The organism is Pseudomonas sp. RIT-PI-o, from assembly GCF_001297215.1.
GTDB lineage: Bacteria > Pseudomonadota > Gammaproteobacteria > Pseudomonadales > Pseudomonadaceae > Aquipseudomonas > Aquipseudomonas moraviensis_A.
On the sequence record NZ_LHPA01000020.1, the window covers coordinates 499,749 to 514,038 of the forward strand.

Here is a 14,290-nt window from a genome sequence, read left to right on the forward strand (position 1 = left end):
ATGAGCAAATTTTTTGATGAGCTGATGGAAAGCGTGCAGGAAATGGATGAGATTCTTCGGGGTGAAAAAAAACCTTCCCGCGAATTTCATGTGGATGCATTACAGGTTAAACAGATTCGCAAAGCGACGGGAATGACGCAGGCAAAGTTCGCAGCCTTGATTGATGTCCAGCTCGGGACGTTACGCAATTGGGAGCAAGGTCGTCGTCAGCCGACTGGCCCGGCTAAAGCACTGCTCAAGGCCATTCATAACGATCCTGTCCATGTGCTCAGTGCACTTGCTGATTGACAGGTTCTGAAGAAGTAGCCAAGCCAAAGCCAAAGTCCAGTTTTTGAGGCCAACCAGGCTGCATTTTAAATCGAAAATAAAAAACCGCCCCAAAGGGCGGTTTTTTATTCACTGCAAACCACTACTTACAACTTCGGCCCAGCAGCCTTGATCGCGTCGCTCACTTCGAACTTCTTGAAGTTCTCGATGAACAGACCGGCCAGTGCTTTCGCTGCCTCGTCGTACGCAGCCTTGTCAGCCCAGGTGTTGCGTGGGTTGAGCAGGTTGGTGTCGACGCCCGGAACGGCCAGTGGCACGTCGAGGTTGATGGTGTCGAGGTGCTCGGTGGCTGCACCGATCAGAGCGCCGCTCTGGATAGCGGCGATCACTGCGCGGGTGGTCGGGATGTTGAAGCGTTGGCCGACGCCGTAGCCACCGCCGGTCCAGCCGGTGTTGACCAGGTAGACCTTGGAGCCGAAGCCGCGGATGCGCTTGATCAGCAGCTCGGCGTATTCACCAGCCGGACGCGGGAAGAACGGTGCGCCGAAGCAGGTCGAGAAGGTCGACTTGATGCCGCTGCCCGAACCCATTTCAGTCGAGCCCACCAGTGCGGTGTAGCCGGACAGGAAGTGGTAGGCCGCTTGTTCTTCGTTGAGGATCGACACTGGCGGCAGTACGCCGGTCAGGTCGCAGGTCAGGAAGATCACCGCGTTTGGCTCGCCACCCAGGTTCTTCTCGGAACGCTTGGCAACGTGCTCCAGCGGATACGCCGCTCGGCTGTTCTGGGTCAGGCTGACATCGGCGTAGTCGGCGTGCTTGGCATCGTCAATGACGACGTTTTCCAGCACCGCGCCGTGCTTGATGGCTTTCCAGATGACCGGCTCGTTCTTCTCGGAGAGGTCGATGCACTTGGCATAGCAACCGCCTTCGATGTTGAACACCACGCCTTCGCCCCACCCGTGTTCGTCGTCACCGATCAGGTAACGGCTTTCGTCGGCCGACAGGGTGGTTTTACCAGTGCCCGACAGACCGAAGAACAGGGTCACGTCGCCGTCTTCGCCGATGTTGGCAGCGCAGTGCATTGGCAGCACGTCAGCGGCCGGCAGCAGGAAGTTCTGCACCGAGAACATGGCTTTCTTCATCTCACCGGCGTAACGCATGCCGGCGATCAGCACTTTTTTCTGCGCGAAGTTGATGATCACGCAGCCGTCGGAGTTGGTGCCGTCACGCTCAGGCACGCACTCGAAGTTGGCGACGTTGAGCACTTGCCATTCTTCGCGGCCAGCCGGGTTGTACTGGGCCGGGTTGATGAACAGGCAACGACCGAACAGGTTCTGCCAGGCAGTCTGCGTGGTCATTTTCACGGCCAGGTAGTGATCTTCCGCCGCGCCTACATGCACGTGGGAAACGAAGTGCTCTTGCGCATTGTTGAAGGCCTCGACGCGAGCCCACAGGGCATCGAACTTGTCGGCCGGGAACTTGCGGTTGATCGGGCCCCAGGCGATAGCGGCCTGGGTGGAAGGCTCTTCAACGATGAAACGGTCGACTGGCGAACGGCCGGTGCGGTGACCGGTGCGAACAACCAGAGCGCCGGTATCGGCAAGCTCGCCTTCACCGCGATTCAGGGCTTCTTTTACCAGATCATCAACACTCAGATCGGTGTACACGGCGTTATTGGCTTGCGTCATGAGGTTCCCCGTCGGCCAGTGGCCGAGTGTGCTCCAAACGTTTTGTAGTAGAAAGTCGTGCACTACTACCGCGAAAAAAGTGGGCCGGATTATGCCAGAAAAGCCCAAAAAGAGTAGGGTCCTCCCGTCGTAACGGCGATATTCCGTCATTACGCAGTGAATTTACCTGCGCTGAACCGTTTTAGTGACGGGTATCTGACGGCGTATCGACGCCCGCGCCAGCGAACAATTGAGCGATATCGGCCGCGTCGAACAGGTACTGCTGATTGCAGAACTGGCAATCGATCTCGACTTTGCCGCCCTGCTCGGCTGCCAGCGCCAGCGCATCTTCCAGCCCAAGACTGACCAGCGCATTGCCAGAGCGTTCCCGCGAGCAGCTGCAACTGAAGCGCAGATGCTGCACATCGAACAGGCGCACCTGCTCTTCGTGGTACAGGCGATGGAGCACGGTTTCGTTGTCCAGGCTGAGCAGCTCATCGGCGCTCAAAGTGCTGGCCAGTGCGGTGAGGTGCTGCCAGCTGGCGGCCCGTTCTTCTTCGTCTTTCAAGCGATCGGCGGGCAATTGCTGCAGCAGCAGGCCACGGGCACGACGACCGTCGGCGAACAGCTTGAAGCGCGTGCCGACTTGCTGCGACATGACGAAATAATTGGTGAAGCAATCGGAGAGGGTTTCGCCGTCGAGATCGACAATGCCCTGGTAGCGCTGGCCCACAGTCGGATCGACAGTCAGGGCGAGAACGCCGTTCGGCATCAGGTCGCTGAGGGTGGCGTCCGCCGCGATCTGCGAGGCGTCATAGCGCGCCAGGCCACGGATTTCGCGCTCGCTGGAGCACTCGATCATCAGCAGCGGAATCGGCCCTTCCGAACGCGCCTGCAAGATCAGCAAGCCATCGAACTTCAGCGTGCCGACCAGCAACGACGCGGCCGCCATCAGTTCGCCGAGCAACTGCGCGACTGGCTCCGGGTACGGGTGCTTGGCGAGGACTTCGGCGTAGCTGCGCTCCAGCGCTACCAGTTCGCCGCGAGTGTCGCTGTCATCGAAGATGAAGCGTTGAGTGAAATCGGTATCCGCTAGGTCGGTCATAGGTCTGGGTATCTGAATGTGATGACAAAATGGTTACAAAACGTGAAAATTTGCGCTTGCTGGCACTTTTTTTGGTGCCGGCGCTTTTCGCCATGGGAGGCATTTTATGAACAATCCGGGTTTGTTCCAATCAAGGTGGAACCTCGGCCGGCTGGTTCTGTGTAACGTAGTGCCGTTGGCGCTACTGGCTTTCTGGTTATGGCCTACCGGTCAGATGCTGTGTGTGATTTTCGACGAGTGGCTGTTCCGCTCGCTGAATGCACCGCTGGCCAGCAACCCGATATGGCTCCACATCTGGGCAATTGCAAGTCTGCGTCCGTTCGACATTGTCGTTGGCCTGATTCTGCTGACGCTGCTGATCAAGGGCGACTGGGTCTTCAGGGCAATCGACGTGCGCCGCGCATTCTTCGGTTTTTTCTCGATCCTGCTGTTGATGGTGGTGATTCGCGCGCTGTTTTCCAAATTCGCCGATCACATGGGCTGGCAGCACAGCAGCCCGTCGATGGTGATCGAGGGCGCCGTGCACATCAGCGATTACTTTCCGCATCTGGAAAAAACCTGGGAGCTGAAGGATCGTTCGGGCCAGAGTTTCCCGGGTGATCATGCCTCGGTGCTGTTGATCTGGGCGTTGTTCATGGGCGTGTTCAGCCGCACCGTCGGCCAGTTTTTCACGATCTGGGGTCTGGCAGTGCTGTTCATGTTGCCGCGCCTGGTGGCTGGCGCGCACTGGGGCCAGGACGATTACATCGGTGGCGTGCTGCTGGCGGTCTGGGCGTTGGGCTGGGGTTACTACACGCCCTTTGCCTGGCACGCGTCGAACTTCTGGTTGAAGCTGACCGCACCGGTTTTCGCACTGCTGGGCATGTTGCCGCTAGTGTCGCGGATGAGTGTGGTGTCTGCCGCACGCTGATGAACCTGTGGCGAGGGAGCTTGCTCCCGCTCGGTTGCGCAACAGTCGCCATACCGGTCGGTGCATTTGTCGCTTGAGGCGCACTGCTCGACGGTACAGGGCGTCCTTCGGCCGCCAGCGGGAGCAAGCTCCCTCGCCACAATAGTGTTCAACTCACGTCATTCGTTGCTGCTACCGCGAAACTTGAACAGATCGCGCCGCTGCTTCTTGCTCGGCTTGCCATCGGTGCTCACGCCCAACGACCCTGCCCTGCGCATTGCCGCAGCCGCTTCACGCTTGGCGATACTCGCCTCGGTCTCGGCGTACAAGGTCTGCGCCTCGGGTGCGCCCCGACGCACGATCGACAAGGCCTCGACCCTCACGGTGCGCACTTCGAAGCCGGTGCGAATTTCGAACTCATCGCCTATGCGTGGTTCCTTGCCCGGTTTGCAGCGTTCGCCACGACAGTGCACCTTGCCACTTTCAATGGCCGCTTTGGCCAGGGCACGGGTTTTATAGAAGCGTGCCGCCCATAGCCATTTATCGAGGCGGACCTTGTCGTCCTCCTCCTGTTTCTGCGCCATATGAATTCCTCGTTCAGCCAGTAGTCGGAACTGTACTACCGTTTCTGTCGGGCGCAAGAACTCGGCCCACCAGATAGACTGTGATCTTCGCCGCATGACCGGCCTGGAGTGACCGAGTGACAAAATTCCCGACTTCATTGACCTCGCCCAAGGGCGGTTGCCAGGGCTGCCAGCAAAGCGAGCCGCTGGACTTCGATTTTGCCTTCGCCTTCCAGCCGATCGTCGACCTGCGCGATCAGTCCGTGTTTGCCCACGAAGCACTGGTGCGAGGCATGGCAGGAGAAGGCGCACTGTCCGTGTTAAATCAGGTTACAGAAGACAACCGCTACCGTTTCGACCAGCTCTGCCGGACCCGCGCCATCGAAGGCGCGGCTAACCTTAATATGCAGACACACTTGTCGATCAACTTTTTGCCCAACGCCGTCTACCGTCCAGAGTTATGCATTCGCAGCACGCTGGAGGCCGCACGAAAACACAACTTTCCGATCGACCGGCTGATTTTCGAAACCCTGGAAATCGAGCACGTAGATAATTATCGCCATTTGACCAATATTCTGCGTGAATACCGCGAATTCGGCTTCAAGACCGCCATCGACGATTTCGGTGCCGGCTATTCGGGGCTCAATCTGCTGGCTGATTTCCAACCGGACCTGATCAAACTCGACATGGCGCTGATCCGCGATGTCGATCAAGACCGTGTCCGTCAGGTGATCGTGCGGGGGATTGTCACAATGTGTGCGGAGTTGAACGTTACAGTCATCGCCGAGGGCATCGAGAGCATCGGGGAACGGGATTTCCTCGCAGACTGTGGAATATTTCTGATGCAGGGCTACTGGTTCGCCAAACCTGCGTTCAAAGCGTTGCCCCGGGTGCCAGACGAGGCCTGGAAGCGTTAACTCTTGGTTTTTTTCTTTGAAGACATTTGATCATTTGACCGTTGTTGGTCTGCGCGAGTGGGTGGCGCTCCCGGGCCTGGGAGTCGCCGGTCTGCGCGCGAAAATCGACACCGGCGCCAGCACTTCCAGCCTGCACGCCACCGATATCGAACCGTTCGAGCGCGACGGCGAGAAATGGGTGCGCTTCACCGCGCACCTGGGCACGGTGGTGCAATTGCGTCACCGGCGCTGCGAAGCCCCGCTGGTCACGCGCAAAACCATCAAAAGCTCCAATGGCCATGCGCAGGTGCGCTACGTGATCAGCACCACGCTGGCCCTGGGTGATCGGGTCTGGCCGGTGGAATTCACCCTGGCCTGCCGCAAGTCCATGCGCTATCGCCTGTTGCTCGGCTCCAAAGCCCTGATCGATGGCCAGTTGGTGGTCAATCCGGGCATCAAATATGTACAAGACAAGCCGGTGTTCCCGGTATCTACCTCTTCCACAGGTGTTGCATGAAGATCGCTGTGCTGTCGCGTAATCCGCGTCTGTATTCCACCCGCCGTCTGGTCGAAGCCGGAATCGAGCGCGGGCATGAAATGGTGGTGATCGACACCTTGCGCGCCTACATGAACATTGCCAGCCACAAGCCGCAGATCCACTACCGCGGCAAACCGCTGGAAGGTTTTGATGCGGTGATCCCGCGGATCGGCGCGTCGGTGACGTTCTACGGCTGCGCGGTGTTGCGTCAGTTCGAAATGATGGGCGTGTTCCCGCTCAACGAGTCGGTGGCCATTGCTCGCTCCCGGGATAAATTGCGTTCGTTGCAGCTGCTGTCGCGGCGCGGAATCGGTTTGCCGGTCACCGGTTTTGCCCACTCGCCAGACGATATTCCCGACCTGATCGCCATGGTCAACGGCGCACCGCTGGTGATCAAGGTGCTCGAAGGCACTCAGGGCATCGGCGTGGTGCTGTGCGAAACCGCAACAGCGGCAGAGTCGGTGATCGAAGCGTTCATGGGCCTGAAGCAGAACATCATGGTCCAGGAATACATCAAGGAAGCCGGCGGCGCGGATATCCGCTGCTTCGTGGTCGGCGACAAGGTGATCGCCGCGATGAAGCGCCAGGCCAAACCGGGCGAGTTCCGTTCCAATCTGCATCGCGGCGGCAGCGCCAGCCTGATCAAGATCACCCCGGAAGAACGCATGACCGCGTTACGCGCCGCCAAGGTGATGGGTCTGGCGGTGGCGGGCGTGGATATCCTGCGTTCCAATCACGGGCCGCTGGTGATGGAAGTGAATTCGTCGCCGGGACTGGAAGGGATCGAGACTACCACCGGCAAGAACGTGGCCGGGATCATCATCGAACACCTGGAAAAGAATGGCGGGCCGAATATGACCCGGACCAAGGGCAAGGGCTAAAGCGAAGAGCAAGAGCCCCTCACCCTAACCCTCTCCCATAGGGAGAGGGGACCGATTGGGGGATATCGGAGAACTACGCCGACTTGAACGAGCAACACTGAATCCATACTCGACCGAATTTTGCAGGTCGATGCATGACGTCAGACACTTCGGTCGGCCCCCTCTCCCTCTGGGAGAGGGCTGGGGGTGAGGGGCTTTTGATCTACACAGCATCCCGGGGCAACATCAATCCCAGCGGCAATCTCACCCGCGCCTCAAGCCCACCTCCGGACCGGTTGCGCAATTCGACATTGCCGCCATGCATCGCCGCAATGCGCTTGACGATCGCCAATCCCAATCCGGTGCCCTTGCCCCCCCGCGCCCGATCGCCTCGGGTGAACGGGTTGAAGATCGCCTCAAGCTCCGACGGATCGATCCCCGCGCCACGGTCCATCACACTCAGGACTACGTACGGCGCGCTGGTATCTCCCGACACATAGGCCGCCACTTCCACGCCGGTGCCGGCATGGTTCAAGGCGTTGCCGATCAGGTTGTTGAGCAGGCGTTTCATCGACACGCGACGCAGCGGGAATGGCTGGATCGGTTCCAGACGCAAACGCACTTTTTCTTCGTTCTGGTTATACGGCGCGGCGACTTCACGCACCAGATCACTGAGGTCGACTTCTTCCACCGATTCGTCGCGACCGTCGCGAATGAACGCGAGGAACTGGTCGAGAATCGCGTCCATGTCCTCGATGTCGCGGACCATGTCGTCGGTGAGGTCGGTGTGGTCGCCCATCAATTCCAGCGACAGGCGCAAGCGTGTCAGCGGCGTGCGCAAGTCATGGGAAACCCCCGCCAGCATCAGCTCACGTTCGCGCCCGGCCTGTTCGACGTCTTCGGCCATCTGGTTGAACGCGCGGTAGACCTCGGTCATTTCGCTGGGCGTATCGCTGATCGGCAGGCGTACGCTGCGGCCCTGGCCAAGTTGCCGCGCGGCATAGACGAGTCGCTTCAACGGCTGGTTGAGCTGGCTGACGAAAATCCATGCCGATGCAGTGGACAAGAGGCCGATGGCAAGGAACCAGCCGAGCACGTTCCAGATTTTCTGACCGCGCAGCGGATGTGGATACAACGGTACTTTCAGCCAGCCATCGCCCAGGCTCGGCGCGCGAACCCACAACGCCGGCGGCGAATGCATGCGCAAACGCACTTCGGTGTCGGCACCCAGTTCCGCCTGCATCTGCCGCTGATAGATTTCGCTGTACGGCCAGTGCTGTTCGCCTTCCGGCACACCGGCACCGACCACACGAATCAGGGTCGCGGCATCGGCAATTTTTGCGCGGTTTTCTTCATCGGCGGCCCAATAGGCGCGCAGCGTCAGAGCGACACCGTGACTGTATTGGCGATCCACCAGCACGTCCTCGTTCATCAACAGATAAACCAGGGTCAGCGCCTTGGAAAACAGCACGACGATAAGCACCAGCCAAAGGGTGCGAGAGAAAAAGCTTTGGGGGAACCAGACGGGGGTTTTCATCTTTAACCGCTACACACTTGCAGGAGCGAGCAATGCTCGCATATTGCGGATTGCGAGTCTGTGGCAATGGCCGTGCGACCAATACCGGCAGACCCGCTCCTACAAATCACCGATCACTTGGTGGCGGTGCCATCCGGTACGAACACGTAGCCCACGCCCCAGACGGTCTGGATGTAGCGCGGTTTCGACGCATCGGGTTCGATCATCCGGCGCAGACGCGAGATCTGCACGTCGATGGAACGCTCCAGTGCATCCCATTCCCGGCCACGGGCGAGGTTCATCAGTTTGTCGCGGGTCAGCGGCTGACGCGCGTTCATCACCAGCGCCTTGAGCACAGCGAACTCACCGGTGGTGAGCATGTGCACTTCATCGCCCCGCTTGAGTTCGCGGGTGGCCAGTGACAACACGTAATCACCGAAGGTGACGTTTTCGTCTTCACTGCCCGGCGCGCCCGGTACCGGTGCGGCCTGACGGCGCAATACGGCTTTGACCCGCGCCATCAGCTCGTCCGGGTTGAACGGCTTGGCCAGGTAATCGTCGGCGCCCAGTTCGAGGCCCTTGATACGGCTCAGCTCATCGCCCTTGGCGGTGAGCATGATGATCGGAATCTGGTTGTTCGCGCCACGCAGGCGGCGGCACGCGGTCAGGCCGTCTTCGCCCGGTAGCATCAGGTCGAGGACGACCAGATTGAACACTTCACGCGCCAGCAGACGATCCATCTGCTCGGTGTTCGGAACGGTACGGGCACGGTAGCCCTTGCTGACGAAGAAACGCTCCAGCAGGCTGCTCAGCCCCGGATCGTCATCAACGATAAGAATTTTTTCGCCTTCAGCCGTTTGTGCAGTGCTGCTCATTGGATGCTCCTTTTAGCTCGGCGCGCATTATGGCGTAGCTGCCGTTATACGCACCGTGTGCATTGTTAGCAGATTTTTCCTTCACTGCCAGAAAACCGGGGTTTATGCCTACAGCCTGCAACGCCCCCGAATGACAGAACGCTGGTTATAATGCGCGGCGTTTTGCGCCAGGCAACGTCTGAATCGTTACCGTAAGTGGCCGGTATTTTTTCCGGCCCTGTGCAGCAACTGTTCGATTTCACGGGTCAATGGACAGCCTCTTGATCCAGGCAGCGGCCATTTTCCAGCCGCTCAATCAGCCTCCAGGCCTTTATCAGCGTGCCTGTGAGCCTGCTTTCACACTATGTCAGGTGGTTTTATGGACAGCATCAACAGCCGCATCGCCGAGGAACTCGGCGTACGCCCACAACAGGTCGAAGCGGCCGTCGCGCTACTCGATGAAGGTTCTACCGTTCCCTTCATCGCCCGTTACCGAAAAGAAGTGACCGGCAGCCTCGATGACACCCAGTTGCGTCATCTGGAAGAGCGCCTGCGCTACCTGCGAGAACTCGACGAACGGCGCATCAGCATCCTCGCCAGCATCGAAGAGCAAGGCAAACTCACCCCGGCCCTTGAGCGTGACATCAAGCTCGCCGACACCAAGACGCGCCTCGAAGACCTGTACCTGCCGTACAAGCAGAAGCGCCGCACCAAAGGCCAGATCGCCCTCGAAGCCGGCCTCGGCGAACTGGCCGACGGTCTGTTCAACGACCCGAACCTGGCGCCGGAAACCGAAGCCGCGCGCTTCGTCGACGCCGAAAAAGGCGTGGCCGACGTCAAGGCTGCGCTGGAAGGCGCCAAGTACATCCTCATGGAGCGTTTCGCCGAAGACGCCGCCCTGCTGGAAAAACTGCGTAATTTCCTCAAGCAGGAAGCGATCCTCAGTGCCCGCGTCATCGCTGGCAAGGAAGAGGAAGGCGCCAAGTTCCGTGATTACTTCGAACACGACGAGCCGCTGAAAAGCATGCCGTCGCACCGCGCCCTGGCGATTTTCCGCGGTCGCAACGAAGGCATTCTCAGCTCCGCGCTGAAGGTCGGCGATGAGCTGCCCGGCACCATGCACCCGTGCGAAGGCATGATCGCCCAGCAGTTCGGCATTCAGAACCAGAACCGCCCGGCGGACAAATGGCTGAGCGAAGTGGTGCGCTGGACCTGGAAGGTCAAACTGTACACCCACCTGGAAACCGACCTGCTCGGTGAGTTGCGCGACGGCGCCGAAACCGAAGCGATCAACGTTTTCGCGCACAACCTGCACGACCTGCTGCTGGCCGCTCCGGCCGGCCCGCGCGCCACCCTGGGCCTCGACCCGGGTCTGCGCACCGGCTGCAAGGTTGCCGTAGTCGACTCCACCGGCAAGCTGCTCGATCACGCCACGGTTTACCCACACGTGCCCCACAACAAATGGGATCAGACCATCGCCATTCTTGCCGCTCTGTGCGCCAAGCACTCGGTGGACCTGATCGCCATCGGCAACGGCACCGCCAGCCGTGAGACCGACAAGCTGGCGATCGAGCTGATCAAAAAATATCCAGCGATGAAGATGACCAAGGTCATGGTTTCCGAAGCCGGCGCCTCGGTGTACTCCGCATCGGAACTGGCGGCCAAGGAATTCCCGGACCTCGACGTGTCGATCCGTGGTGCCGTGTCGATCGCCCGTCGTCTGCAGGACCCGCTCGCCGAGCTGGTGAAAATCGACCCGAAATCCATCGGTGTCGGCCAGTACCAGCACGATGTCTCGCAGCTGAAACTGGCGCGCGGTCTTGACGCGGTGGTCGAGGACTGCGTGAACGCCGTGGGCGTGGATGTGAACACCGCCTCCGTGGCACTGCTGGCGCGGATCTCCGGCCTCAATGCAACGCTGGCGCAGAACATCGTTGCTCACCGTGACGAACACGGCGCATTCAAGACCCGTGCGGCGCTGAAGAAAGTGGCGCGACTGGGCGAAAAAACCTTCGAACAGGCCGCCGGTTTCTTGCGCGTGATGAACGGCGACAATCCGCTGGACTCCTCGGCGGTGCACCCGGAAGCCTATCCGCTGGTGCAGCGCATTGCTGCTGAAACCGACCGCGACATCCGCTCGCTGATCGGCGATGCCGCGTTCCTCAAGCGCCTGGATCCGAAGAAATTCACCGACGAAACCTTCGGTCTGCCGACCGTTACCGACATCCTGCAAGAACTGGAAAAACCCGGTCGCGATCCGCGTCCGGAGTTCAAGACCGCCGAGTTCCAGGAAGGCGTCGAAGACCTCAAGGACCTGCAACTGGGGATGATCCTCGAAGGCGTGGTAACCAACGTTACCGCGTTCGGTGCATTCGTCGACATCGGCGTACATCAGGACGGTTTGGTGCACATCTCGGCGCTGTCGGAGAAGTTCATCAAGGACCCACGCGAAGCGGTCAAGGCCGGTGACGTGGTGAAAGTGAAAGTCATGGAAGTCGATATCCCGCGCAAACGCGTCGGCCTGTCGATGCGCATGAGCGACACCCCGGGCGAAAAAATCGACGGCGCCCGTGGCTCGCGTCCGGGCTCGGCACCGCGCCAGTCCTCCGGCAACGCGCCGCGCAAGGAAACCGCGACCGCCGCGCCGGTGAACAACGCGATGGCCTCGCTGTTCGCCAACGCCAAGCAGTTGAAGAAACGCTGATGGAAATGCCGGCCGGGCTCGTCGAGAGCGCGTTTTTCAAGCTGTTGGGCTGCCGCCTGCACAGCCTCGAAACCGGGGTCGCACAAGTCGCCCTGGCGCTTGAGCCCGAGCTGCGCAATCGCGGCGGCAAGCTGCACGGCGGCGCGCTGTTCAGTCTGGTCGACATTGCCATGGGCCTGGCTTGTTCCAGCAGCCATGGCTTTGATCAGCAGAGCGCAACCATCGAGTGCAAGATCAACTACATCCGCGCCGTTTCCGACGGCGAGGTGCTGTGCACGGCCCGGGTGATCCACCCGGGCCGGCGCACGCTGGTGGTCGAAGCCGAGGTGATGCAAGGCGACAAGCTGGTCGCAAAAGCGCAAGGCACCTTCGCTGTCCTGTAGATGTTGCTCATCATTTTGAGTTAATTTCGGCGCAACGAATCCTGTGGGAGCTGCCGCAGGCTGCGATCTTTTGATCTTGCTGTTGAAAAACAACATCAAAAGATCGCAGCCTTCGGCAGCTCCTACGGGTTATGTGTGCGGCTGACAGGCTAGAAAACCAGGCGATCACGCCAGTTTCAACTTCACCCTTGTAGACCGTCCTGCCCACCCCCATATTGGGGCGACTGACGCGTGAAGGAATCCAAATTGAGCGAACTTCTCAACCGCCGCCTGGCTCTGCTCGGCGAGCGCGCCAACCTCTCTCTGCTCAAGCAGTGCCTGCACGGTATCGAACGTGAATGCCTGCGTGTGACCAGTGAAGGTCGCCTGGCGCAAACGCCGCACCCCGAAGCCCTGGGTTCCGCGCTGACCAACGAACAGATCACCACCGACTACTCCGAGTCGCTGCTGGAATTCATCACGCCTGCCCTGCCGGATCCGGCTGACACGCTGGCGAGCCTGGACAAGATTCACCGCTTTGCCTACAGCAAGCTCGGCAACGAGTACCTGTGGAGTCCATCGATGCCGTGCCCGTTGCCGGCCGAGGAAGACATCCCGATCGCCTATTACGGCACCTCCAACATCGGTCAGCTCAAGTACGTCTATCGCAAGGGCCTGGCCCTGCGCTACGGCAAGACCATGCAGTGCATCGCCGGGATTCACTACAACTTTTCCCTGCCGGAACAGCTCTGGCCATTGCTGCGCGAGGCCGAAGGCTTCGTCGGCACTGATCGCGATTTCCAGTCGGTGTCCTATATCGCCCTGATCCGCAACTTCCGCCGCTACAGCTGGCTGCTGATGTACCTGTTCGGCGCCTCGCCGGCACTGGATGCCGGTTTCCTGCGCGGGCGTTCGCATCAACTCGAACAGCTTGATCCGGACACGCTGTATCTGCCGTATGCGACCAGCCTGCGCATGAGCGATCTCGGTTATCAGAGCAACGCCCAGGCCGGCCTGACGCCCTGCTACAACGATCTGGCCAGTTACACCGACAGCCTGCGCGAAGCGGTGGCCACGCCTTACGCGCCGTACGTTGAAGTCGGCACGCACAAGGATGGGGAGTGGGTGCAGCTCAACACCAACATCCTGCAGATCGAAAACGAGTACTACTCCAACATCCGCCCGAAACGCGTGACCTACACCGGCGAACGGCCGATCCAGGCGCTGATGGCGCGCGGCATTCAATACGTCGAAGTGCGCTGCCTGGACATCAACCCGTTCCTGCCGATGGGCATCGACCTCACCGAATCGCGCTTCATCGACGCTTTCCTGCTGTACTGCGCGCTGAACGACAGCCCGCTGCTGACCAACACTTCGTGTGGCAACGCCACCTCGAACTTCCTCAGCGTGGTCAAGGAAGGCCGCCGTCCGGGCCTGCGATTGCAGCGTGACGGTCAGCCGGTCGAGATGAAGCAATGGGCGGCCGAGCTGCTCGAGCAGATTGCTCCGCTGGCGGCGATGCTCGATCAGAGCGTCGGCGGCGATGCCCACAGCAAGGCGCTGGATGCCCAACTGGCCAAGGTCAACGATCCGTCCCTGACGCCATCGGCGCAGGTGCTGGCCGCCATGGCCGAGCACAAGGAAAGCTTCGCGCAGTTCTCCCTGCGCCAGAGCCAGGTCCATGCCGAGTTCTTCCGTCGCGAACCGCTGGCGGCTGACGAGCAAGCGAAGTTTGAAGAACTGGCCCGGGCGTCGCTGGCACAGCAGACCGAGCTTGAGCAGAACGAAGTCGGCGATTTCGATGTGTTTGTCGGCGCGTATCAGGCGAGTATCCTGGCGATCAGTAACTGATCAAATTTCTCTGTGGCGAGGGAGCTTGCTCCCGCTCGGCTGCGCAGCAGTCGCAAATTATCCAATGCGGCGCATCAGATGAAAAGCGTTAAAGGATTTGGGAGTTCTTCGGCCTCCCCCCGGGGGAAACCCCCTCGCCACAAGTCCCAACCGCCCGCTGTGCTTAGATTTTTCCGCTCATAAGCTCATTCGAAAAAGTTATTTATTTCTAGATTCTT

The 14,290-nt window shown here is 60.0% G+C and carries 13 protein-coding genes; 8 read left to right on the top strand and 5 right to left on the bottom strand.

Annotated features, from left to right (window positions below; translation table 11 throughout):
- Window positions 1-288 carry a NadS family protein gene (nadS, locus tag AEQ63_RS10925; RefSeq protein WP_064363398.1) on the top strand — a complete coding sequence of 96 codons (288 nt, stop codon included), beginning with the start codon at window positions 1-3 and terminating at the stop codon, window positions 286-288.
- A gap of 125 nt (window positions 289-413) precedes the next feature.
- Here nadS and AEQ63_RS10930 read toward each other — a convergent pair whose 3' ends face one another.
- On the bottom strand, window positions 414-1,955 hold the full coding sequence (locus tag AEQ63_RS10930) for a phosphoenolpyruvate carboxykinase (RefSeq protein WP_016772179.1): 1,542 nt from the start codon (window positions 1,953-1,955) through the stop codon (window positions 414-416).
- Between the two features lie 181 nt (window positions 1,956-2,136).
- The gene (hslO, locus tag AEQ63_RS10935; RefSeq protein ID WP_064363399.1) at window positions 2,137-3,039 is read right to left on the bottom strand and encodes an Hsp33 family molecular chaperone HslO; all 903 of its coding nucleotides are present in this window, start codon (window positions 3,037-3,039) and stop codon (window positions 2,137-2,139) included.
- A gap of 106 nt (window positions 3,040-3,145) precedes the next feature.
- Between hslO and AEQ63_RS10940 the strand changes: the two genes are divergently transcribed.
- Window positions 3,146-3,949, top strand: a complete 804-nt coding sequence (locus AEQ63_RS10940) for a phosphatase PAP2 family protein (RefSeq protein ID WP_064363400.1) — start codon at window positions 3,146-3,148, stop codon at window positions 3,947-3,949.
- Window positions 3,950-4,107: 158 nt separating this feature from the next.
- Here AEQ63_RS10940 and AEQ63_RS10945 read toward each other — a convergent pair whose 3' ends face one another.
- Entirely contained in the window at window positions 4,108-4,512 is a 405-nt protein-coding gene (locus tag AEQ63_RS10945) for an RNA-binding S4 domain-containing protein (protein WP_064363401.1), read from the bottom strand.
- A 116-nt stretch (window positions 4,513-4,628) separates the two neighbouring features.
- On the opposite strand from AEQ63_RS10945, the gene rimA reads away from it, so the two are divergent.
- Genes rimA through rimK form a run of 3 tightly spaced genes read left to right on the top strand, consistent with a single transcriptional unit; the run spans window position 4,629 to window position 6,806 of the window.
- Window positions 4,629-5,408: a S6 modification regulatory phosphodiesterase RimA gene (rimA, locus tag AEQ63_RS10950; RefSeq protein WP_064363402.1), complete on the top strand. Its 780-nt coding sequence runs from the start codon at window positions 4,629-4,631 to the stop codon at window positions 5,406-5,408.
- 16 nt (window positions 5,409-5,424) lie between these two features.
- Complete coding sequence (rimB, locus tag AEQ63_RS10955; protein WP_016772184.1) at window positions 5,425-5,904, top strand: retropepsin-like aspartic endopeptidase RimB; 480 nt, start codon at window positions 5,425-5,427, stop codon at window positions 5,902-5,904.
- Window positions 5,901-6,806, top strand: coding sequence for a 30S ribosomal protein S6--L-glutamate ligase (rimK, locus tag AEQ63_RS10960; RefSeq protein ID WP_024011184.1), 906 nt, complete (start codon window positions 5,901-5,903; stop codon window positions 6,804-6,806). The genes rimB and rimK overlap by 4 nt, the downstream gene beginning before the upstream one ends.
- 202 nt (window positions 6,807-7,008) lie before the next feature.
- Here the strand turns inward: rimK and AEQ63_RS10965 are convergent, their stop codons facing one another.
- Both AEQ63_RS10965 and ompR read right to left on the bottom strand, forming a co-directional pair.
- Complete coding sequence (locus AEQ63_RS10965; RefSeq protein WP_016770645.1) at window positions 7,009-8,322, bottom strand: ATP-binding protein; 1,314 nt, start codon at window positions 8,320-8,322, stop codon at window positions 7,009-7,011.
- A gap of 113 nt (window positions 8,323-8,435) precedes the next feature.
- On the bottom strand, window positions 8,436-9,176 hold the full coding sequence (gene ompR, locus AEQ63_RS10970; RefSeq protein WP_042608581.1) for an osmolarity response regulator transcription factor OmpR: 741 nt from the start codon (window positions 9,174-9,176) through the stop codon (window positions 8,436-8,438).
- Between the two features lie 358 nt (window positions 9,177-9,534).
- Between ompR and AEQ63_RS10975 the strand changes: the two genes are divergently transcribed.
- From AEQ63_RS10975 to gshA, 3 genes are all read left to right on the top strand, one after another.
- Window positions 9,535-11,859, top strand: coding sequence for a Tex family protein (locus AEQ63_RS10975; RefSeq protein WP_064363403.1), 2,325 nt, complete (start codon window positions 9,535-9,537; stop codon window positions 11,857-11,859).
- Complete coding sequence (locus tag AEQ63_RS10980; RefSeq protein ID WP_052512482.1) at window positions 11,859-12,242, top strand: PaaI family thioesterase; 384 nt, start codon at window positions 11,859-11,861, stop codon at window positions 12,240-12,242. The genes AEQ63_RS10975 and AEQ63_RS10980 overlap by 1 nt, the downstream gene beginning before the upstream one ends.
- 246 nt (window positions 12,243-12,488) lie before the next feature.
- Window positions 12,489-14,072, top strand: a complete 1,584-nt coding sequence (gene gshA / locus AEQ63_RS10985) for a glutamate--cysteine ligase (RefSeq protein ID WP_064363404.1) — start codon at window positions 12,489-12,491, stop codon at window positions 14,070-14,072.
- Window positions 14,073-14,290 lie beyond the last annotated feature (218 nt).